The organism is Sphaerotilus montanus, assembly GCF_013410775.1.
GTDB classification, from domain to species: Bacteria; Pseudomonadota; Gammaproteobacteria; order Burkholderiales; family Burkholderiaceae_C; genus Sphaerotilus; species Sphaerotilus montanus.
On sequence record NZ_JACCFH010000001.1, the window covers coordinates 4668852 to 4689478 of the forward strand.

The 20627-nt window shown below is 68.6% G+C and carries 19 protein-coding genes and 2 pseudogenes; 8 read left to right on the forward strand and 13 right to left on the reverse strand.

What is annotated here, in order from left to right:
• Window positions 1-186 precede the first annotated feature (186 nt).
• Window positions 187-1767 (forward strand): GGDEF domain-containing protein, encoded by a 1581-nt coding sequence (locus tag BDD16_RS21345; RefSeq protein WP_179635791.1) that lies wholly within the window; start codon window positions 187-189, stop codon window positions 1765-1767.
• Window positions 1768-1776: 9 nt separating this feature from the next.
• Here the strand turns inward: BDD16_RS21345 and BDD16_RS21350 are convergent, their stop codons facing one another.
• The 3 genes from BDD16_RS21350 to BDD16_RS21360 form a co-directional block, all read right to left on the reverse strand.
• Complete coding sequence (locus tag BDD16_RS21350) at window positions 1777-2727, reverse strand: LD-carboxypeptidase (RefSeq protein WP_179635792.1); 951 nt, start codon at window positions 2725-2727, stop codon at window positions 1777-1779.
• The gene (gene tadA, locus BDD16_RS21355) at window positions 2714-3340 is read right to left on the reverse strand and encodes a tRNA adenosine(34) deaminase TadA (RefSeq protein WP_246332854.1); all 627 of its coding nucleotides are present in this window, start codon (window positions 3338-3340) and stop codon (window positions 2714-2716) included. The genes BDD16_RS21350 and tadA overlap by 14 nt, the downstream gene beginning before the upstream one ends.
• 79 nt (window positions 3341-3419) lie before the next feature.
• Window positions 3420-4535, reverse strand: coding sequence for a sensor domain-containing diguanylate cyclase (locus BDD16_RS21360; RefSeq protein ID WP_179635794.1), 1116 nt, complete (start codon window positions 4533-4535; stop codon window positions 3420-3422).
• Window positions 4536-4610: 75 nt separating this feature from the next.
• Here BDD16_RS21360 and BDD16_RS21365 point away from each other — a divergent pair, with 75 nt between their 5' ends.
• Both BDD16_RS21365 and BDD16_RS21370 read left to right on the forward strand, forming a co-directional pair.
• On the forward strand, window positions 4611-5672 hold the full coding sequence (locus BDD16_RS21365; protein WP_179635795.1) for a DUF72 domain-containing protein: 1062 nt from the start codon (window positions 4611-4613) through the stop codon (window positions 5670-5672).
• Window positions 5669-5911, forward strand: coding sequence for a DUF1653 domain-containing protein (locus BDD16_RS21370; RefSeq protein WP_179635796.1), 243 nt, complete (start codon window positions 5669-5671; stop codon window positions 5909-5911). The genes BDD16_RS21365 and BDD16_RS21370 overlap by 4 nt, the downstream gene beginning before the upstream one ends.
• Window positions 5912-5943: 32 nt before the next feature.
• On the opposite strand, the gene BDD16_RS21375 is transcribed toward BDD16_RS21370, so the two are convergent.
• Both BDD16_RS21375 and BDD16_RS21380 read right to left on the reverse strand, forming a co-directional pair.
• The gene (locus BDD16_RS21375) at window positions 5944-7065 is read right to left on the reverse strand and encodes an ATP-binding protein (RefSeq protein ID WP_179635797.1); all 1122 of its coding nucleotides are present in this window, start codon (window positions 7063-7065) and stop codon (window positions 5944-5946) included.
• Window positions 7062-7796, reverse strand: a complete 735-nt coding sequence (locus BDD16_RS21380; RefSeq protein ID WP_179635798.1) for a response regulator — start codon at window positions 7794-7796, stop codon at window positions 7062-7064. Before BDD16_RS21380 ends, BDD16_RS21375 begins: the two co-directional genes overlap by 4 nt.
• 128 nt (window positions 7797-7924) lie before the next feature.
• On the opposite strand from BDD16_RS21380, the gene BDD16_RS21385 reads away from it, so the two are divergent.
• Genes BDD16_RS21385 through BDD16_RS21400 form a run of 4 tightly spaced genes read left to right on the forward strand, consistent with a single transcriptional unit; the run spans window position 7925 to window position 14316 of the window.
• The gene (locus BDD16_RS21385) at window positions 7925-9079 is read left to right on the forward strand and encodes an efflux RND transporter periplasmic adaptor subunit (protein WP_179635799.1); all 1155 of its coding nucleotides are present in this window, start codon (window positions 7925-7927) and stop codon (window positions 9077-9079) included.
• Window positions 9080-9097: 18 nt separating this feature from the next.
• On the forward strand, window positions 9098-12244 hold the full coding sequence (locus BDD16_RS21390; protein WP_179635800.1) for an efflux RND transporter permease subunit: 3147 nt from the start codon (window positions 9098-9100) through the stop codon (window positions 12242-12244).
• Between the two features lie 4 nt (window positions 12245-12248).
• Window positions 12249-13685 (forward strand): efflux transporter outer membrane subunit, encoded by a 1437-nt coding sequence (locus BDD16_RS21395; RefSeq protein ID WP_179635801.1) that lies wholly within the window; start codon window positions 12249-12251, stop codon window positions 13683-13685.
• Between the two features lie 43 nt (window positions 13686-13728).
• On the forward strand, window positions 13729-14316 hold the full coding sequence (locus BDD16_RS21400; protein ID WP_179635802.1) for a GNAT family N-acetyltransferase: 588 nt from the start codon (window positions 13729-13731) through the stop codon (window positions 14314-14316).
• A 115-nt stretch (window positions 14317-14431) separates the two neighbouring features.
• Here the strand turns inward: BDD16_RS21400 and BDD16_RS21405 are convergent.
• Window positions 14432-14539, reverse strand: a pseudogene (locus BDD16_RS21405) (4-hydroxy-2-oxovalerate aldolase); the annotation flags it as partial.
• A gap of 5 nt (window positions 14540-14544) precedes the next feature.
• A pseudogene (locus tag BDD16_RS21410) lies at window positions 14545-15030 on the reverse strand (acetaldehyde dehydrogenase); the annotation flags it as partial.
• A 37-nt stretch (window positions 15031-15067) separates the two neighbouring features.
• On the opposite strand from BDD16_RS21410, the gene BDD16_RS23230 reads away from it, so the two are divergent.
• Window positions 15068-15196, forward strand: coding sequence for a hypothetical protein (locus BDD16_RS23230; protein WP_257645032.1), 129 nt, complete (start codon window positions 15068-15070; stop codon window positions 15194-15196).
• 86 nt (window positions 15197-15282) lie between these two features.
• On the opposite strand, the gene BDD16_RS21415 is transcribed toward BDD16_RS23230, so the two are convergent.
• From BDD16_RS21415 to BDD16_RS21440, 6 genes are all read right to left on the reverse strand, one after another.
• Entirely contained in the window at window positions 15283-15726 is a 444-nt protein-coding gene (locus BDD16_RS21415) for a RidA family protein (RefSeq protein WP_179635803.1), read from the reverse strand.
• A gap of 20 nt (window positions 15727-15746) precedes the next feature.
• Window positions 15747-17219 carry a 2-hydroxymuconic semialdehyde dehydrogenase gene (locus BDD16_RS21420; protein ID WP_179635804.1) on the reverse strand — a complete coding sequence of 491 codons (1473 nt, stop codon included), beginning with the start codon at window positions 17217-17219 and terminating at the stop codon, window positions 15747-15749.
• A 29-nt stretch (window positions 17220-17248) separates the two neighbouring features.
• Window positions 17249-17659 (reverse strand): RidA family protein, encoded by a 411-nt coding sequence (locus BDD16_RS21425; RefSeq protein WP_179635805.1) that lies wholly within the window; start codon window positions 17657-17659, stop codon window positions 17249-17251.
• A 91-nt stretch (window positions 17660-17750) separates the two neighbouring features.
• A complete protein-coding gene (locus BDD16_RS21430) occupies window positions 17751-18569 on the reverse strand; it encodes a class III extradiol ring-cleavage dioxygenase family protein (protein ID WP_179635806.1) in 819 nt (272 codons plus the stop codon).
• Window positions 18570-18594: 25 nt separating this feature from the next.
• Window positions 18595-19509: a DODA-type extradiol aromatic ring-opening family dioxygenase gene (locus BDD16_RS21435; protein WP_179635807.1), complete on the reverse strand. Its 915-nt coding sequence runs from the start codon at window positions 19507-19509 to the stop codon at window positions 18595-18597.
• Window positions 19510-19617: 108 nt separating this feature from the next.
• Window positions 19618-20583 (reverse strand): Bug family tripartite tricarboxylate transporter substrate binding protein, encoded by a 966-nt coding sequence (locus BDD16_RS21440; RefSeq protein WP_310732874.1) that lies wholly within the window; start codon window positions 20581-20583, stop codon window positions 19618-19620.
• Window positions 20584-20627: the final 44 nt, after the last annotated feature.

Below are 20627 nucleotides of genomic sequence, written 5' to 3' on the forward strand. Positions count from 1 at the left end.
CACCATGGTCCGCCTCGTGAACTATGCACACCCTGCAGATTGACCCCATGACGCCGTCGCCTATGATCGCGCGAAAAATCAACACGACTCCAATCCGGACACGGCCCAGGGAAGGCACACGACGCGATGCATGCAGGTGACGATTCAGCAGCACTGGACAGGATCAGGACCGTCCTGGACCAGGGGTTGCCCCGGCAGGCCCACGCGCTGGCTGCTGCGGTGCTGGCGGATGCGAGATCCGACGGCGATCTGCTGATGCAGGCGCGGGCCTTGCACCTGCTGGGGCGCGCAGAACATCTGGATGCCAACCTGAATGCCGCGCTGTCACTGGCGCGGCAGGCGGCCCACCTGTTTCACGTCCTGGACAAGCCACAGGAAGAGTCCATGGCCCTGTCACATGCCGCGCACCTGGCCACCCTGCTCGGACGGCCGGAAGAGGCGATCGAAAGCGCCACGCTCGCTGTGCAGCTGGCCGACACCCTGCCACCCGGCCTGCACACCGTGGACGCCTACAACTACCTGGGCGTGGCCGCCACCTGGATCGATGCGGACCACGCGGACCGCATCCTGTTGAAGACCATCGAACTCGCGCAGCGGCTCCTCCCGCCCCATGCGGCCGCCCGCCCGATGGTGAACCGGCTGGTCAACGAGCTGTACCGGCTGGAGCTGTGCCTGCAGCGCGGGCAGGCGCCGGTGCTTCGATCGGCGATGTGGGCACAGCTGGAGGACTTCCGGCAACTCGCACGACCGCCAACCGGAACCGGTGCGCCGCCGCCCGACGACCTCTGCGTCCCGGTGATGCAGTCCATGCTGGGCATCGTCAGCGCCGGATTCCAGGCCCACAGCGGACAGTGCCTGAAGGCGCTGGACACGGCGCTCGGCATCGACACCCGCCCCCTGCCGCGCTGGCTGCACGCGTTCGTCCACTGGATCGTGGCGCGCTGCCAGCTGGCCGCGGAGCAATGGACCGCCGCCTTGACAACAACGCAGCGCACGCTGGACATCGCGTGCCCACAGGGTCAGCTCCATTTCGAACTCATGTCGCGCTGCCAGCGCATGGAAGCGTTCAGAGCACTGGGGGATGCGGATGGCCTGCACGCCGAATTCCACGCTTTTCGCACCTGCCAGCTGCGCCAGCAGACCGAGGTCATCACCAACCGCGAGCAGATGGCCGCCCTGCACCTGGCCTGGCGCGAGCAGACACGTGCCCTGGAAGCGCTGCACACCAGCACCCGCGCGCTGGAGCAGCTGACGCTGGAAGATCCCCTGACGGGGCTGGCCAACCGCCGCCACCTGGAGCGCCGGCTGGACGAGCTGCTGAGGCCGCATCCGGAGCACCCGGTGACGCCATGGTGCCTGGTGATGATCGACATCGACGGCTTCAAGCAGATCAACGACCAGTACACGCACGTGCTGGGGGACGACGTGCTGCGCCAGATGGCACACCTGCTGCGCGGGCTCACCCGGCCGCAGGATCTGGCCGTGCGGCTGGCGGGCGACGAATTCGTGCTGATCCTGCACGACACGACCGAGCAGACCGGGGTCCGCCTGGTCGATCGCCTGAACGGCGCCATCGACCTGCACCCCTGGTCGGCCATCCAGCCCGGACTGGCCGTGCGCGCCAGCATCGGACTGGCCCAGGCGCATCCCGACGACAGCAGCGCCAGTCTGCTGCGCCGCAGCGATCTGCGCATGTATGCCGACAAGACCGACAAGCTCGCCAGGCACCTCGCCCAGCGGTCCGGCGCGGCCACACCGGACCGTTGACCGACCGGGTCAGTCGCCCCAGAGCATCAGGACGTCACGTCCCTGCACCACCAGCTCGATCTTCACGCCCACCGGCAGCGTCACCTTGGTCGGCACGTGGCCAAACGGCAACCCGGTCAGGATCGGCGTGTCACAGACCGAGCGCAGGTGCGCCACCATCGCCTTGAGGTTGTAGCCGCGGTCCAGCGGCGACTTCTTCCAGTTGCCGAAGTCGCCCAGCACGATCGCCTTCTGCGCGGCGAGCACGCCCGCCTGGTGCAGCTGCAGCAGCTGGCGCTCGACGCGGTAGGGGTGTTCGTTGACATCCTCGACGAAGAGCACGCCGCCCTTCACCTTCGGCCAGTGCGGCGTGCCCAGCAGCGAGCACAGCACCGACAGGTTGCCGCCCCAGAGCGTGCCCTTCACGTCCAGCCCGTCGAAGCCCGCTTCGGTGCGAAAACCCACCGCCTCCAGCTCGCCCGACATCGCCTCGCGGAAACAGTCCGGGGTGACCTCGTCCAGCCCCCCGTCGGCGTTCGAGCGACCAAAGTCGTCGCAGGCCAGCGGGCCCGCCCAGCTCGGCGCCTTCGTGTGGGCCAGCAGGCCGAGCTGCAGCGCCGTCTGGTCGCTGTAACCGACCCAGCGGGTGCCACGGGCGGTGGCATCGGCCAGCAGCTGCCAGTCGATGCGGTCGAGCAGGCGGGTCAGGCCGTAGCCGCCGCGCGTGGCCATCGCGACGGACGGCGCTGCCTCGGCAACGCGGTGCAGTGCAGCCAGCCGCACCTCGTCGTCGCCAGCGAAACGCTGGAATTTTGCGGCAGCGCTGTCGTCGATCTGCACGTCGAAGCCGAGTGCACCCAGCCGCTTGGCGGCCAGCTTGATGGCGGCCGCCTTGGCGACCACCCCGGAAGGGCTGTAGATCGTCAGCGTCGGAGTGGCGGCGGTGGCGGTGGAATCGGGATCGCGCTCAAGGTCGCTCATGGTGGCAGTCCGGGTGCAGGTGCAGGTCGTCGTCGACGAGGAGGTCGTTCAGCTCGGTCAGCTCGCTCGCCTCGCCGGCCGGGATGGCATCGTCGGACGGCGGCTGAACGGCGGACGATGGTAGCGCAGGCACCGTGACAGAAGCGCCATGCTGGCGCTCCAGCAGCCGCTGTGCTTTCTGCTCAGCGCGCCGCCGGGCGAAGAAGGCGCGCAGCAGGTCGCCGCACTGGTCCGCCAGCACGCCGCCCTGCAGCGCCGTGTGGTGGTTGAGCTGCGGCTGGGCGAACAGATCGACCACCGAGCCGGCGGCACCCGTCTTCGGGTCGTACGCGCCGAACACCACCCGCTTGAAGCGCGCATGCAGCAGCGCCATCGCGCACATCGCGCAGGGCTCCAGCGTCACGAACAGCTCGCAGTCGGGCAGGCGGTAGTTCTCCAGCAGCGTGGCAGCGTGGCGCAGCGCGACCAGCTCGGCGTGGGCGGTGGGGTCATGCGTGGTGATCGGGCGGTTGTAGCCGGTGGCGATGACCTGCCCGTCGCGCAGGATCACCGCACCCACCGGCACCTCGCCGACCAGGGCCGCATTGAGCGCCTGGTCGAGGGCGAGGCGCATGGCGTGCTCGTCGGCGGGCGAGACCGGCAGGGGGGCGGTGCCGGGGACGGCGGCGGCGGCCGTCGAGTCGATCGGGAGTTCAGGCATGGGCGGGCATCATAGCCACGCGGTTGCGCCCTTGGTGCTTGGCCTGGTAGAGCGCCCGGTCCGCGGCAGCGATGAGTGCCTGTGCCGAGCCGCCGTGCAGCGGATGGCTGGCCACGCCGATCGACCAGGTCATGGCCAACCGCAGGTCACCCACCTGGATAGGCTGCTGCGCCAGCTCGGCGCAGCAATGCCGGGCGCGTTCCTCGGCCTGCGCGTGCAGCATGCCCGGCAGCAGCACCAGAAACTCCTCGCCACCGTAGCGGCACACGGTGTCACCTGCCCGCACATGGGCGGCCAGCCGGGCCGCGACCGCACGCAGCACCTCGTCGCCAATCTGGTGGCCCCAAGTGTCATTGACCTGCTTGAAGTGATCCAGATCCAGCAGCAACAGGCTCAGAGCCTGTCTCTGCTGCACCGACTGCGCCAGCGCACGCTCCATGGTTTCCACGAGATAGCGGCGGTTGAACAGCCCGGTCAGCGGATCGCGGTGGGCCTGGTCCTCCAGCTGGGCGTGCAGGCGCTGGTTCTGTTCCAACTGCTGCTGCAGCGCCTGTTCGCTGGCACGCAGCTGCTGGCGCGCCACGTGCAGCCGGACCGAACGGTCATGCGCGCTCAGCGCCACCAGTGCCACGAAGACGTGCAGCACCAGCACGGCAAGCCCCGTCGCCACCACACCCGCCTGCGGCAACCACACAAGATCCTGCAGCACCACCCCCAGCAGCCCCCCCGCACCCGTGGCAACCACGGCTTCGCCCAGGCCACGCAGACCTCGAAACGCCGTCAAATTGAAGCTCGCGCCAATCGGCAGGATCAGCGTCACTGCCAGCGGAAAGCCCAGCACCGCCGTCCACACCCCGAAGCCCACGCTGTCGATCAGCATGTTGATGAACTCGGCCTGCACCGGCCGTGCCGAGCGGCGCGCCCACAGGTACTGCAGTTGCGGGCCGATCAGGAATTGCAGGACAAGCGCAGCCCAGGCTGGAGCGCCCAGCGGTCGCTCCAGCAGATGCGCCCCCAGTGCCGCGAACAGGAGTGCGAAGCAGACCGTGCGGTTGCGGTGGTTCATCCGCACGATCCAGTGCACGGTGGACGGGGGAGCAGCGGCCATTCAAGGAACCGGAAGTCGCAAAGCACGCAGTCTACTGATCCACCTGACACGGAACCCACGGGTATCCTCGTGCCCATGCCACGCGCTCCCACGAACCCTGCCCCCTTGGTACCGGCAAGGACACAAGCACAGGATCTGCTGTTTTCCGAGCTGGACACTACTCCGCCGCGCGAGCCGTGCGTGCAGCCGCAAGCCGCCGACGAGGCCCTGCAGGCACTGGCCGGGCAACTCTCGCCGCTCGTCCACATCGGCACCTCGTCCTGGAGCTTTCCCGGCTGGCGTGGACTGGTCTGGGCCGGTGCGCACAGCGAGGCCCTCCTCGCCCGGGACGGACTGCGCGCCTATGCCGCCCACCCGCTGTTGCGCACCGTCAGCATCGACCGCAGCTTCTACCGCCCGATGACCGCCGAGCAATACGCGCTCTACGCCGCCCAGGTGCCGGAGAACTTCCGCTTCATCGTCAAGGCGCCGGCGCTGGTCACGGACGCGGTGCTGCGCGCTGGCGACGGACGCGGGGTGCAGGCGAACCCGGCCTTCCTCGACCCGGCCACCGCCACCGAGGCGTTCGTGCAGCCCGCGCTCGACGGGCTCGGCCGGAAGATCGGTGCGCTGGTGTTCGAGATCCCGCCGCTGCCGACCGGGCTGCGGCGCGACATGCCCGCGCTGTTCGAGCGGCTGGGACGGCTGCTGGCCGCCCTGCCCTCGCTGACGACCGCCGCACCAGACGGGGTGATCGCGGTCGAGGTGCGCGATCCGGACTGGCTGGTGCCGGCGTTCCGGGATGTGCTGCGCGCGCACGGCGCCCGGTACTGCCTCGGCCTGCACCCGCGCCTGCCGCCGATCGACGCCCAGTTGCCGCTGCTGCGGGCACTGTGGCCGGGGCCGTTCGTGTGCCGCTGGAGCCTGAACCGACGGCATGGCGCACAGGGTTACGAAGCGGCAAAAGCGGGTTACGCGCCCTTCAACCGGCTGGTCGATCCCGACCCGTTCACCCGCGAGGCGCTGGCGCGCATCATCCGCGGCACCGCGGCGGCCGGGTACCCGGTCTATGTGAGCGTCAACAACAAGGCGGAGGGCTGCGCGCCGCTGTCGGTGATCGCACTGGCGCGGGCGGTTGGGGCAAGATGCGGGGCATGAACGACGACCTGCCTGACCTGCCCGACACCCCGCTCGGCCGCTACCGCCACTACAAGGGCGGCGAATACGACGTCATCGGCGCTGCCCGCGACAGCGAGACGCTGGCGCCGCTGGTGGTCTACCGGCCGCGCTACAACGCCAGCGGGCTGTGGGTGCGCCCGCATGCGATGTTCTTTGGCGACGTCGAGATCGACGGACAGCGCGTGCGCCGCTTCGCGCCGGTCGACAGCAGCGCGTGAACCGGCTGCAACGACACCGCAAACGAGACGACTCAACGCATCGCCACAGGTTTCCAGGACGCCGGCGCATCGTGTGCCCGTTTGGCAGACGCCAGGGTGCCGGGCCAGCGCAATTCGAAGCAGGCGCCCCCCTTGACCGAGGGCTGACAACTGGCGACGCCCTGGTGCGCCCGGGCGATGGCAGCCACCACCGCCAGACCCAGACCGCTCCCGACATCCGCGGCTCTTTCGCCGTCGTCTGGCAACCGCCGGAACGCCCTGAACACCTGTGACGCAGATGCTGGCGGGATCCCGGGCCCCATGTCTTCCACGCGCAGCATGCACCAGCCGTTTTCCTGTCGTGTCTGGACGAGCACCTCGCCGGGCACCGCGTGGCGCCGGGCGTTGTCCAGCAACGCGAGCAGTGCCTGACGGATGCGCACCGGGTCGCACACCACCGACTGGGCCTGGAGGTCCAGGACCAGGCGCTGATCCGCCGTCTGATGGGCCTGCCGGCAGAAATCCACCACCGATTCGACCTCCGCGTCCAGGGCAGTGTCCTGGACATGGAGATGCAGATGACCGCTCTCGGCCAGGCTGACGGCGCGCAGATCTTCGATCAGCCGGGTCAGACCCTCGACTTGATTGAGCAGGCTGCGGAACTGGGATGCATCGGGCGTGAACACACCCTCGGCCAGACCTTGCAGGCGTCCGCGCAGGATGGTCACGGGCGTGCGCAGTTCGTGGGCGATGGCCGCGTTCCAGAACGCCATCTCCTCGGTGGTGCGCTGCAACTGGGTGGCGAGGGCGTTGAAGTCGTCGGCCAGACCCGCCGCTTCACCCAGGGAGCGATCGCCCGCGATGGCACGCGCGCCCAGGTCGCCCTCGGCGACGCGCCGAATGCCATCCGTCACCGAGTTCAGCGGCACCAGGATGCGGCGCGCCAGGTGCACACCCACCACGGTCGCGAACGCCAGGCCCGTCAGCGTGGTCGTCCCGATCCAGATCCACTCCGGCCCGTTCGGCACCAGGCTGGGTTGTTCGAACAGCTCCGGCCAATGCCTGACGGCAAAGAAATAGAACACGTAGGAGGTCAGCACCACCAGCAAGGTGACGCCAAAGGCGATCGCCATCATGGACAGCGCAATCTGGCGGCTGAGGCCGACGAGCTTCATTTCTGCCCCAACAGACGGTAGCCGACCCCGCGAATGCCGACGGGGATTCCCTGAACGCCCAGGTCTTCCAGCTTCTTGCGCAACTTGCTGATGTGGCTGTCGACCGTGCGCTCCTGCGAATCGCTTTCGGGCAGACAGGCCGCCAGGAGTTCAGCACGTGTGAAGACCCTCTTGGGCGCGCGTGCCAGGTGTGTGAGCAGATTGAACTCGGTGAGGGTCAACGCCAGGCCGTGGGCAACCCCGTCCACTTGCACGGTGGCTTCGTGCTGGTCCAGATCGATCTCGAAAGGCGGCACCCGCAGCACACGGACGTGACGGCTGGCATCGGCCATGGAACGACGCAACACCGCCTGCGTGCGGGCGACAACCTCGGCCGGGTTGAAGGGCTTGACCACGTAGTCGTCGGCCCCCAGGCGCAGCCCCATCAGCTTGTCGATGTCCTGGTCCATCGCGGTCAGCATGATGACCGGGGTCTCCCCGCGGTGACGGATCTCGGACAGCACCTTCCAGCCGTCCACCCTGGGCATCTGCACGTCGAGCAGCACGAGATCCGGCTTGAGCGACAAGTGCAGGTTCAGCGCGTCACGACCGTCGGCAGCCCGGACCGTGCGCAGGCCGGCGCGTCCCAGATAGGCCTGAAGAATCTCCGCGATCTCAGGCTCGTCTTCGGCGATCAGCACCAGTGCAGGGAGGGCGGCGGTGGTGCCGGGCGACAGGGGATGGGTGGGCATGCGGGTGCGTCTGGACTATTCGGCTTCTCCATCGTACCTCCACACACCCGCAGCACAACCACCACCCTGCCGACCCAGACTGACGCCCAGTTCGCCGGTGCCGATGCGCCGGCACAAGAAGGAATCGCATGAAGATCAAACCATGGTGCCGCTGTGGCAGCTGGCATGTCCTGGTGCTGGCCGCACTGGTCGGCTGCGGCCCTGCCGCCGACCCTGAATCGAGCGCACCTGCGCCCCTGGTGACGGTCGAGGCCGTCGCGCCGGGCACGCTTGCGCTGAGCGAAGACCTGCCAGCGCGGGTGGCGCCTGTTCGCATCGCAGAGATCCGGCCCCAGGTCAGCGGCATCGTCCGGCGCCGGCTGTTCGAGCAGGGTACGCCTGTGCGCGCCGGCCAGGCCTTGTTCGAGATCGATCCCGCGCCTTTCCGCGCCGAGGAAGAAGCGGCCGCGGCCGCCTTGCGACGGGCCGAGGTGGCACTGGCGCGCTCCAGCACCCAGGCCGAACGGCTGGAGCCGCTGGTCAAGGCCGATGCGATCAGCCGACAGGTCCATGACGACGCGGTGTCACAGCGCGAGCAAGCGGCGGCCGACGTGGCGCAGGCACGCGCCGCCTGGTCGCGCCGCCGCCTGGACCTGCAGTTCGCGACAGTGACCTCGCCGATGGCCGGCCGCATCGACCAGGCCCTGGTGACCGAGGGTGCGCTGGTGGCCAGCGGCGACGGAACGCCGATGGCGCGCGTGCAGCAGATCGACCAGGTGTACGTGGACGTGCGCCGTCCGGCAGCGTCGCTGGACAACCTGCGCCAGGCCATGGCGGCGCAACCGTCGCGCGACAGCGGCCTGCCGGTCACCGTTCTGTGCGACGACGGATCGCCTTGTGATGTCACGGGACACATCCTCTTTTCCGGCATCAACGTGGATGTCGACACGGGCGACGTCTTGCTGCGCGTGCTGGTGGACAACCCGAAGCAGCGCCTGCTGCCCGGCATGTTCGTGCGTGCCCGCGTGCCCCTTGCCCGTTTTGACGCCGCGATCACGGTGCCTCAGCAGGCCGTGGTGCGCATCGCCGGCAAGCCGCATGTCTGGACCGTGGACCCCCATGCGAAGGCGCGGTTCTCCGCCGTCGATCTGGGCGAACTGAGCGCAGGCCGCTACCGCATCCGGTCGGGTCTGGTGGCCGGGCAGAAGGTCGTGGTCGCGGGGATGGAGCGCCTCGTCGAAGACGCTCCGGTGCAAGTGCGTGGGCAGCCAGCAGACCAGGTGCCGCAGGCATCCGCCCGCTGATCCACCGGAGCCTTTGCCATGCCGAAATTTTTCGTCTGTCGCCCGGTGTTTGCCTGGGTCATCGCGCTGTTCATCATCCTGCTGGGCCTGATCGCCATCCCGCAGTTGCCGATCGCCCGCTTTCCCTCGGTGGCGCCCCCCTCGGTCAACATCTTGGCCAGCTACCCGGGCGCCACGCCCCAGACCATGAACGACGCGGTGCTCAGCGTCATCGAACGCGAGCTCTCCAGCGTCAAGAACCTGCTGTATTACGAGTCCTCGTCCGACACCTCGGGCAGTGCCGAGATCACGGCCATCTTCAAGCCCGGCACCGATCCGGAGATGGCGCAGGTGGAGGTGCAGAACCGGCTCAAGGCCGTCGAGGCACGGTTGCCGCAAGCGGTGCGCCAGAATGGCCTGAGCGTGGAATCGGCATCGTCGAACTTCCTGATGATGGTCGGGCTGAAGTCCGCCGATGGCCGCCACGACGGCACGGCGCTGAGCGACTACATGGCGCGCAACGTCGTGGAGGAGCTGCGCCGCATCGAAGGCGTGGGCCGGGTGCAGCTGTTTGGCGCCGAACAGGCCCTGCGCGTGTGGGTGGACCCGGCCAAGCTCAACGCCTTCAAGCTGTCGATGGGCGACGTCAGTGCCGCGATCGCCCAGCAGAACGCGCAGATCGCCCCTGGCCGCGTGGGCGATGCGCCCACCATGTCTGGGCAGCGGGTCACCGTGCCGCTGACGGTGCAAGGCCAGCTGCAGACGCCCGAGCAGTTCGCGGCCATCGTGCTGCGCGCCAGCGCAGACGGCTCCCGCGTGCTGCTGGGCGATGTGGCCCGGGTCGAGCTGGGCGCGCAATCCTACGGCTTCTCGACACGCGAAGACGGCCGCGTCTCGACCGCCCTGGCGGTGCAGCTTTCGCCGGGCGCCAACGCAGTGCGCACCTCGGACGCTGTGCTCGCGCGGCTGGCCGAACTGGAGCAGACCCTGCCCAAGGGCATGCGCTACTCGACGCCCTTCAACACCGCGCCGTTCGTCAAGATCTCGATCGAGAAGGTCGCGGTCACGCTGGTCGAGGCGATGGTGCTGGTGTTCCTGGTGATGTTCCTGTTCCTGCAGAACATCCGCTACACCCTGATCCCGGCGATCGTGGCGCCGATCGCGCTGCTGGGCACGTTCGCGGTGATGCTGGCGGCGGGCTTCTCGATCAACGTGCTGACCATGTTCGGCATGGTGCTGGCCATCGGCATCATCGTCGACGATGCCATCGTGGTGGTCGAGAACGTCGAGCGGATCATGTCGCGGGAAGGGCTGGGGCCGAAGGACGCCACCCTCAAGGCGATGCAGGAAATCACCGGCGCGGTGATCGGCATCACCCTGGTGCTGACCGCCGTGTTCATCCCCATGGCGTTCGCCAGCGGATCGGTGGGCGTGATCTACCAGCAGTTCGCCTTGTCCATGGCGGTGGCCATCCTGTTCTCGGCCTTCCTCGCGCTGACGCTGACACCGGCGCTGTGCGCGACCCTGCTCCAGCCGGTCCATCCGGCCCACCACGACAGGCGCGGCTTCTTCGGCGCGTTCAACCGCCGGTTCGATCACATGACCCGGCGCTACACCTCAGGTGTCGCTCGCCTGCTGGCCCGCAGCGGCCGGGTGATGCTGGTGTTCGCCGCGCTGACCGCGATCCTGTTGTTCGCGTTTCGCCTGCTGCCCTCGGCCTTCCTGCCCGAGGAGGACCAGGGCTATTTCATGTCGGCGATCCAGCTGCCGGCCGACGCCACCGCCGAACGCACGCTCGATGTCGTCAAGCACTACGAGCAGCACCTGGCCACGCGTCCGGGCATCGTGTCCAACATGTCCATCATGGGGTTCGGGTTCTCAGGTTCCGGACCCAACGCGGCCATGGCCTTCACCATGCTCAAGGACTGGGACCAGCGCGACGGCGCGACGGTGCGGGACGAGGTGGCGCGGGTGCAGCAGGCCATGGCCAGCACCAGCGAAGGCAGCGTGATGAGCATGATGCCGCCGGCCATCGACGAACTGGGCAACAGTTCCGGTTTCACGATGCGCCTGCAGGACCGCGCCAACCAGGGGCATGCCGCACTGAAGGCGGCCGAGGCCCAACTGCTGGCACTGGCGGCGCGCAGCAAGGTGGTCGCCGACGTCGCCTCGGATGGACTGCCGGCCGGACCCAGCGTCCGGCTGGACATCGACCGGGTCAAGGCCAGCGCGCTGGGGGTGTCCTTCTCTGACATCAGTGAAACCCTCTCCACCGCGCTGGGTTCGTCGTATGTCAACGACTTCCCGAACGGCGGCCGCATGCAGCAGGTCATCCTGCAGGCCGATGCGCCCGCGCGCATGCAGATCGACGACGTGCTGCGGCTGTACGTGCGCAACGCGCGGGGTGGCATGGTGCCGCTGTCGCAGGTGGTCACGCCGGTGTGGAGTGACACCCCGCTGCAACTGGTGCGCTACCAGGGCTTCCCCGCCGCGCGCATCTCCGGGGCAGCAGCGCCCGGCATGTCCAGCGGCCAGGCCATGGCCGAGATGGAGCGGCTGGCGGTGCAGCTGCCGCCGGGCTTCGCCGTGGCCTGGACCGGCCAGTCCCTGCAGGAGCGTCAATCGGCTGCACAGGCGCCCTTGCTCATGGCCCTGTCGATGCTGGTGGTCTTCCTGGTGCTGGCCGCGTTGTACGAGAGCTGGTCGATCCCGCTGGCGGTGATGCTGGTGGTGCCACTGGGTCTGATCGGGGCGGTGGCCGCGGTCCTGCTGCGTGGTTTGCCCAACGACGTCTTCTTCAAGATCGGTCTGATCACCGTGATCGGGCTGTCGGCCAAGAACGCCATCCTGATCGTCGAGTTCGCCCGGCAACTGCGCGCGCAGGGCATGGGCCTGGCAGAGGCCGCCAAGGAAGCAGCACGGCTGCGCCTGCGGCCGATCCTGATGACCTCGCTGGCGTTTGGCCTGGGGGTGGTGCCACTGATGATCGCCTCCGGCGCCAGCGCCGAAACCCAGCACGCCATCGGCACCGGCGTGTTCGGCGGCATGGTCACCGCGACCGTGCTGGCCGTGTTCTTCGTGCCGGTGTTCTACGTCGTCGTGATGGGGCTGCAGGAGCGCTTCCAGGACTGGCGGGCCTCCCGCCAGCCGGCCGCCCTGCCACCGTCTCCCACACAGAAAGGCTGATGCCATGAGATGGCTGCAGCGTTCCATCACGCTTTCCCTCGTTTCCGGGCTGTCTGCCTGCTCGCTGACACCGCCGCTGATCCAGCCTGAAGCGCCCGTGCCCGCGGTGTTTCCCATGGCCGCACCAACGGCCCTGGCGACCCCGGCGGCCGACATCGGCTGGCGCACCCTGTTCCCTGACCCGCTTCTGCAGCGCCTGATCGGGCTGGCCCTGGCGAACAACCGCGACCTGCGTCTGGCCACCTTGACTGTCGAGGCGACCCGGGCCCAGTACCGCATCCAGCGCACAGCACAAGCACCAGGCATCGAGGCCGGTGTCGGTGCCACGCGCCAGCGCGCAGCGTCCATCGAGCCGGGCAAGCCGACCCGGACGGCCGAGATCACCCAGCAGCTCGGCGCCAGCGTGGGCCTGAGCGCCGTCGAGATCGACCTGTTCGGGCGCGCACGTTCGCTGTCGGACAGCGCCTTTGCCCGCTACCTCGCCAGCGACGAAGGTCGCCTTGCGGCCCACATCGCCCTGGTCGGCGCCGTGGCCGACGCCTACCTGGCCGAGCGCCTGGCGCTGGCGCAGCACCTGCTGGTCACGCGCACCCTCGAAGACTGGCAGCGGTCTCTGGAGGTGACCCGCCTGCTGCGGCAAGCCCAGCAGAGCAGCGGGCTGGAGGTAGCCCAGGCCGAAGGACAGGTCGCGACGGCCGAAGCCGATCTGGCGGAGCGCGCGCGGGCATTGGCGCAGGCGAAAAACGCGCTGCGCCTGCTGGTGGGAACCGACCTGCCCGATGCGCTGCCCCAGGGCTTGCCGCTGGACCACCAGCCCGTGCTGACGGCCTTGCCCGCTGGCCTGCCTTCGGATCTGCTGACGCGCCGGCCCGACATCCGCCAGGCTGAGCAGCTGCTGGTCGCAACCAATGCCGATATCGGCGCGGCACGCGCGGCGTTTTTTCCACGCATCTCGCTGACTGCGTCGCTGGGTCTCGCCAGCCCGGCCCTCGGCGGACTGTTCGACAGCCAGAGCCGGGTCTGGAGCTTCTCGCCGCAGATCACCCAGCCGCTGTTCCAGGTCGGGCGCCTGCGTGCCGAGCTGCGGCTGGCCGAAGTCCGCCAGTCGGGTGCCGTGGCCGACTACGAGCGCACCGTCCAGACGGCTTTCCGCGAGGTCGCGGACGGCCTGGCCGCTCAGCAGACCTACGGCCGCCAGGTCGCGGCACAGGCCCGCGCGGTGGACAGCGCCGAGCGCCGTGCGCAACTGTCCCTCCTGCGCTACCGCGCCGGAGTGGAGGGGCGGCTGGAGCTGCTGGACGCCCAGCGGCAACTGTACGCGGCACAACAGAGGCTGCTGGACCTGCGCCGCGAGGCGTTTGGCAGCACCGTCGCGCTGTACAGGGCGCTGGGTGGCGGCGTGCTGGAGCACACGAACACGGTCACGCCGTCCGGACCATGACCGCCCCATTCAATCACCCCATCCACCTTCGGAGAAAACGCCAATGGAAACCATTGAGACCCCCCGCCTCGTCCTGAGGCCCTTCACGCAGGGCGACGCGGCAGACCTTTTCGAGTACCTGCACCAGCCCGTCGCAAGCTGCTTCCTGTCGCTGGCCCTCGCCGACATGGGGGCCGCCGAGCATGAAGCCGCCACGCGAAGCCAGAACGAACACAGCATTGCGGTGTGTCTGCGCGCCTCCGGCAAGCTGATTGGCGATCTGTTCGCCGATCCGGAGGACGACACCTTCTCGGTCGGCTGGAACTTCAATCCTGGCTTCGGTAGACAGGGCCATGCGCGGGAAGCCGCTGCTGCGCTGTTGGCCCACCTGTTTGAACAACGGGCGGCGCGCCGGCTGTATGCCTATGTGGAAGACACGAACATGCCTTCTCGCAGGCTGTGCGAACGACTCGGCATGCGGCAGGAGGGACTCTTCAGGGAGTTCATCTCTTTCCGCAACGATGCCCGTGGCGCACCGATCTATGAGAACACCATGCAGTACGCCCTGCTGCGACACGAATGGGTGTCGCGAGGCGGCCCGGCCTCCGCGGTGTCTGCATGGCATTCGAGCTTGAGCAATGAGACCTGGTGATGGCCCCAGCAAGGCGCAAGCCGGCAGGAGGTGACCCCGAACGGCTGCTTACCTCCGTTCCGCGCTTCTGCGACCGACCCATTGCAGCCATGAATCCCTTGAACAAGCGCCCGACCAGTGCCAGCGACTCGCGGTCCACGCGCACGGGCCGGTCCTGCAGCGGCCGCACCAGGTCGTCGGCTGCGTCCATCAGCTTCATCAGGTCGCATCCGTGCGGCCAGCCGGCAAACCTGGCACGTACTGGCGCACGGCCTCGGCCATCTTCTCTACCGAACGCTGCACCGCATCTTCGTCCACCGCCTCGCCCGGCGTGTAGACCGTATCGCGCATCATCAGCGGCGACTCGGCTGGGTTCAGCACGATGATGGCCTTGCACCGCGCAGCCCCGCCTACCGGCTCCAGCGCGCGGGCGGTGGTCTCGGTGAACTCGTCGATGTTGGTGCGCGTGCCAAGGCCGGCGGAGCGGCTCGCGATCGAGGCCACGATCTCGGCGTAGTGCACCTGTGCCACCCGACTCACCGCGGCCACCATCGGGACCGTGGCCTGCCCGCCGCAGGTGACCATGTTGACGTTCGGCGCGCGCAGCGTGGCATCGTTGTGCACGTGGGCCGTGGCGCTGGTGGCATCGAACACGAGGTCGATGTCCGCGAACGCTGGCAGTCGGGTGAGCCCTTCGACGCCTGCGTGGGTGATTGGCACGCTCAAGCGTGCCGCGGCCACCGTGTCGACGTAGCGGATGTTCTAGCCCGCAATGCGGCTGCCGACGATCTCCAGCGCCGACAGCGCGCAGCCGATGGCCGACGATGCGACGGCCCTGGGCCACGCGGGTCTCGATGTTGATCTGCTGGATTGCGTAGGCGTCTTCGTCGTCGATGCCTAGGTGGGTGTCGCGCAGTGGCGGCAGCCAGGTGCCGGTGGTGGCAGCGTCGCACAGCGATCGCGCTGCCGCGCTGCGTTGTTATGGGGTCATGCTCCGTCCTTGTGCAGTGAAACGGGGTGGTAGGCCACGGCCTTGATCTCGATCAGCAGGTGCGGGTGCGGCAACTGGTGCACGGCGACCGTGGTGCGGGTAGGGCCGTCGAAGTCGAAGTACTCGGCGTAGACCTCGTTGTAGCCACCGAAGTCGTTCATGTTCACGAGGTAGGTACAGATCTCGACCACGTGCGCGAGCCCTGCGCCCATGCTCGCCAGCACGTCGCGAATGTTGTTCAGCACGGCGCGTGTCTGCACCCGGATGTCCAGGTTCGTGGCGCCCATGGCGTCGGCCTCGGCCCCTTCGAAGCTGCCGTCCGGGCGGCGCGAGCTGGTGCCGGACACGTAGAGGAAGTCGCCGGCGCGCTTGATGTGCGGGAAGCGGCCGCGCGGCGGGGCCTTGCCCGGCACGACGCGGCTGGCGGTAGTGTTGTCCATGGTGGTCGCTCCCGATGACGTCAGCGCTTGCCGGCCGCGGGGATGCGGATGCAGACGTTCGTGATGTCGGAATAGAAGTTCAGCGAATGCAGCCCGCCTTCACGGCCAACACCCGACAGGCCGCTGCCGCCGAAGGGCGTGCGCAGGTCGCGCAGGAACCACGAGTTCACCCAGGCCTGGCCGACGCGCATGGACTGCGCGACGCGGTGCGCGGTGTCCAAGTCTCGCGTCCAGACGGTTGCGGCCAGCCCGTACGACGTGTCGTTGGCGAGCGCGATGGCCTCTTGCTCGGTGTCGAACGGGGCGACGTGGCAGACGGGGCCGAACACCTCCTCGCGCTGGCAGCGCGCGGTCTCGGGCAAGCCGGTGATGATGGTCGGCTCGACCCAGTGGCCGTCGCTGAACGGGCCCGACAGCGCGGGCACACCGCCGCCGGCGACGAAGGTGGCGCCTTCCTCGCGCGCCAGGTCGAAGTAGTCCAGCACCTTGCGGCGGTGCTCGGCCGACGACAACGGTCCGTGCGTGGTGGCCGCATCGCGCGGGTCGCCCATGCGCAGCGATCCGACACGTCCAGCCAGTGCCTTGACGAACGCGTCGTACACCGGCCGCTGCACATATACGCGCTCCGAGCACATGCACACCTGGCCGGTGTTCAGGAAGCTGGCGCGCATCACGCCATCGACGGCAGCCTTGAAGTCGCAGTCGGCGAAGACGACCGCCGCGTTCTTGCCGCCCAGCTCGAACGAGACCGGGCGCACGTGTTCGGCCGCAGCCCGCATGATCGCGCTGCCGGTGCGCGACTCGCCGGTGAAGGTGATGGCATCGATGCCAGGGTCGGTGGTGATGAACTCGCCCGCCGAGCCAGGGCCGAATCCGTGCACCAGGTTGAAGACGCCTTCGGGCAGCCCCACGGCCTGCATCACCTCGGCCAGCAGCGTGGCCGTGCCCGGCGTCTCTTCCGACGGCTTGGCCACGACCGCGTTGCCGCAGGCCAGCGCCGGCGCGACCTTCCACGTCAGCAGCAGCAGTGGCAGGTTCCAGGGCGAGATCACGCCGACGACGCCCAGCGGCTTGCGCACGGCATAGTTCAGCGCCTGTGCCCCGTCGGGCAGGTCGGTCCGGAAGCTCTCGAGCGGCGCGGTCTTCAGGATGTCGGCGAAGACGCGGAAGTTGGCGGCACCGCGCGGGATGTCCAGCGCCGAGGCCAGGCTCACCGGCTTGCCGGTGTCCTCGATCTCTGCCTGCAGGAAGTCGTCGAAGCGGCGTTCGATCTCGTCGGCGATTCGGTACAGCATCGCGGCGCGCTCCGTCACGGTGCTGCGGCCCCACGGGCCCTGCACCGCGCGGCGACCGGCCGCGATGGCGGCCTGCACCTGCGCCGCGCCGGCTTCGTGGACTTCGGCCACCTGGCGGCCGGTGGCGGGGTCGATGTCGGCGAAGCGGCGGATGCCGTCGACGAAGCGGCCGTCGATGAAGTTGCGGTATTGCTTCAAGGGAAAAGCTCCTGCGAGAGGGGGTGACGTCAAGCGTCGATCAGCACGAACTCGATCTCCACCGCGGCGTCCAAAGGCAGCGCATGGGCCGTCACGAAGGTGCGCGCCGGCGGCTCGACGTGGGCAAAGGCATCGTTCCAAGCCGCGTTCACGTCCGCGGTCGATGCCGCGGGGCTGCAGTAGACGCGGGCCTGCAGCAGTTGATCGAGGCGCCAGCCGTGTTCGCGGCACAGCGCCAGGAAGTTGTCCAGCACCTGCCGCGTCTGGGCGGCGGCGCCGTCGGCCAGCGCTCCGGTGGCAGGATCCAGGCCGACCAGGCCCGAAACGTAGATGCAGCCCGCGCCGCGCACGATCGGGCTGTAGCGAAAGCGTGGCGCCGGCAGGCTGTGGCTCTTGAGCACGGTCCTGCCGGGCAGGCGCGGGGCGGTGGCAGATGTCATGGGAAATGTGCTGGCAATACGGGGCCCGCGCACGCCGCGGAGGCGGTGTGCGTGGAGGGCTGGGTGAAGGATCAGACCGCCGGGGGCGGGGTCAGGGGCGGACGTTGAACTGCACGACCGCCTGGCCGGTGCCGTAGCCCGGGCCGTAGCCCAGCACCTTGGCGCTGGTCCAGCGGTCGCCCATGCCGCCCAGCAGCCAGTGCAGGTGCTTCATGCCCATGTCGGCCTTGGCAGCGCCGGCGTACTCGGGCAGGAAGGCACGCAGCGCCGCGGCATCGCCCTGTTCCAGCAGGCCCAGCAACCGGCGGTTCAGTGCATCGTCGTCGGCGCCGGTCACGTGGTCTTCGGCGAGGTCGATCTTCTGGCGGAACAGGGTGCCGGACAGGCCCCCTACTCCCACCAGCGCGACCCGGCGACCCAGGCGCCCGGCCACGTCGACCGCCATCGCGGCCAGCTTCTCGGTGGTGGCGCCATCGTGGTACAGGTTGTTGGAGGCCAGCACGTAGCGCAGGCGGTGCTGCGGGTCCAGGCCGTTGGCCATCACGATGGTGCCCGAATCGATCGGGAATCCGTCGTAGTCGACGGCCTTGGCCTTCACGCCCACGCCGGGGCTGGCCTCGACGCAGGCCTGCGCCAGCGCGGTGTCGACCGTGATGTCGAAGGGTAGATCGCCGCGGTCGTACCAGTTCTCGTCCACGTGCAGGCCCTGCAGCCGGGGCCGGGTCTGCCACAGTTCGTCGAGCACGGCGAACCACTGCGTCGAGTATGCGAGCACCACGTCGGCCTGCGACGCGGCCAGCGCATCGGCCGCGGCGGCCAGGCCGCTGCGCAGCGCGGCGTAGGCCGGCACGCCGGCAGCCAGCACCGGCAGCGGATGACCGGTAACGAGGAAGGAAGCAACGAGTGTCATGATGGGGTCGTCCTTTCGTGGCGGGTCAGGCGGCCACGGCGCTGGCAAGGCGTGCATGGCGCTCGAGGTTCCACTCCATCACCGCGTTGCCGGTGCCGATCACGCTGCCGTAGCCGTGCAGCTCTCCCGGGATCTCGGGGTAGCCCATGGCGGCGAACATCCAGGTGAAAGCGCCCGACTTCACTTCGGCGAAGGCCTCGTCGATGAACTGCGGGAGCAGCTGGAAGACTTCCTGCGTGCGGCCCTGGCGCAGCAGGTCGATGATGCGCATGTCCCACAGGTAGCCTTCGTAGCTCTGCGGGTGCTCGCGCGACATGTCCTCCGGCGGCTGCGGCTCCTCGTGGAAGTGGTAGTGGCACAGCGTGTTCGACGCCAGCAGCACGGCGCGGCGGCCCGACTTCTCGATCGCGCGTCGGGTCGCCTTGCCGAGGATGTCCATCTCGCCCAGGCCTTCCTTCGTCGTCAGGTAGTACGGCGAGTTGTTGGCCGAGATGCCGACCACCGGAATGTCCCACTGCGGACGGATCATGTGCAGCGTGGTGATCGTCCCGTAGTCGACTCGGAAGTTCGGGTTGCGCATCATCTGCGTGACCAGGCCGGCGGCGGCAGCCTCGGCGCAGCAGGCTTCGGCCAGCTCCACATCGACGTCGAGCTCGAAGTTGTAGCGGAACAGGTTCGGGAAGATCGGGTCGACCGACTTGCCCTTCAGGTGGCGCACGCCCAGGAAGTGATGGCCGACCTGCGTCATCCAGTGCGGCGAATGCACCAGCAGCACGTCGGGCTTCAGCTCCTCGATCGAGCGGCGTGCTCGTTCGTAGGCCCAGCGCAGCTGCTCCCAGCCGCCCTTGGAGCGGGCTTCGTTCTGTGGCGGATTCTCGCCATACACCAAGTGCGGCGGGTGCGGGGCCAGGAACCCGGCCAGGATCTTTCCTTCACTCATGTTCATCCTCGGTCTTCAAACCGGCGCTGATGCGAGCGCCTCGCCGGCGCCCCACCGGGCGCCCTTGACAGGTTCACCTTCGTGTGCGGTGTCCGATGCGGGCCGTGTTCACTCGGGCTTGGCGCCCGAAGTCTTCACGATGCGAGCCCACTTCACGGATTCCTTGGCAATGAAGGCACTGAACTCCTGCGTGCTGGACGCGAGCGGATTGAGCGCCATCGTCTGGTTCGCACGCACGACTTCCGGGCTCTTCAGCGCCTCGGCAATGGCCGCATTCAGGCGCTGGACGATCGCGGGCGGCGTGCCGGCCGGCGCGATGATCCCGCCCCAGGCAACCGCCTCGAAGCCCGGGAAGCCCGACTCGGCCATCGTCGGGATGTCCGGGAACTGCGGCAGGCGCTTCGCGCTGGTCACCGCCAGCGGCTTGATCTGGCCGTTCTTGATGAACTGCTGCACCCCGTTGACGTTGTCGAACAGCACGTCGACGCTGCCGTTGACCAGGTCGGACAAGGCCTGCGAGCCGCTCTTGTAGGGGATGTGGCTGATGTCGAGCCCGGCCTGGGACCTCATCATCTCGCCCGTCAGGTGGCTGCCGGAGCCGACGCCGGTGCCGGACGCGAAGTTGGCTTTGCCGGGGTTCGCCTTCACATAGGCGATCAGTTCCTGCAAGTTGCCGACCTTCAGTGTCGGGCGTGCCACCAGGATGTATGGGTTGTCGAACAGCAGGCCGACCGGCTGGAAGTCCTTGTCCGGGTCGTAAGGCAGCTTGTCGAAGAAGCTCTTGTTGACCGCCAGCGTGATGTTGTTGCCGAAGCCGAAGGTGTAACCGTCGGGCTTGGCGCGCGCAAGCGTCTGCGAACCGACGATGCCGCCGGCGCCGGCGATGTTGTCGACGACGACGGCTTGCTTGAGGATCTGACCCAGCCGGTCGGCGACAGGGCGCATCGCGATGTCCGGACCCGAGCCAGCGGCGTAGGGAATGATCAGCCGGATAGGCTTGGTGGGCCATTCCTGGGCCGAGGCGGCGGTGGCGACGGCGAGTGCCGCGGTGACGATGAGCTTGAGCAGTTTCACGGGGACTCCTTCGGAACGTGGTGCAGGGCGGCCAGGGCGATGGG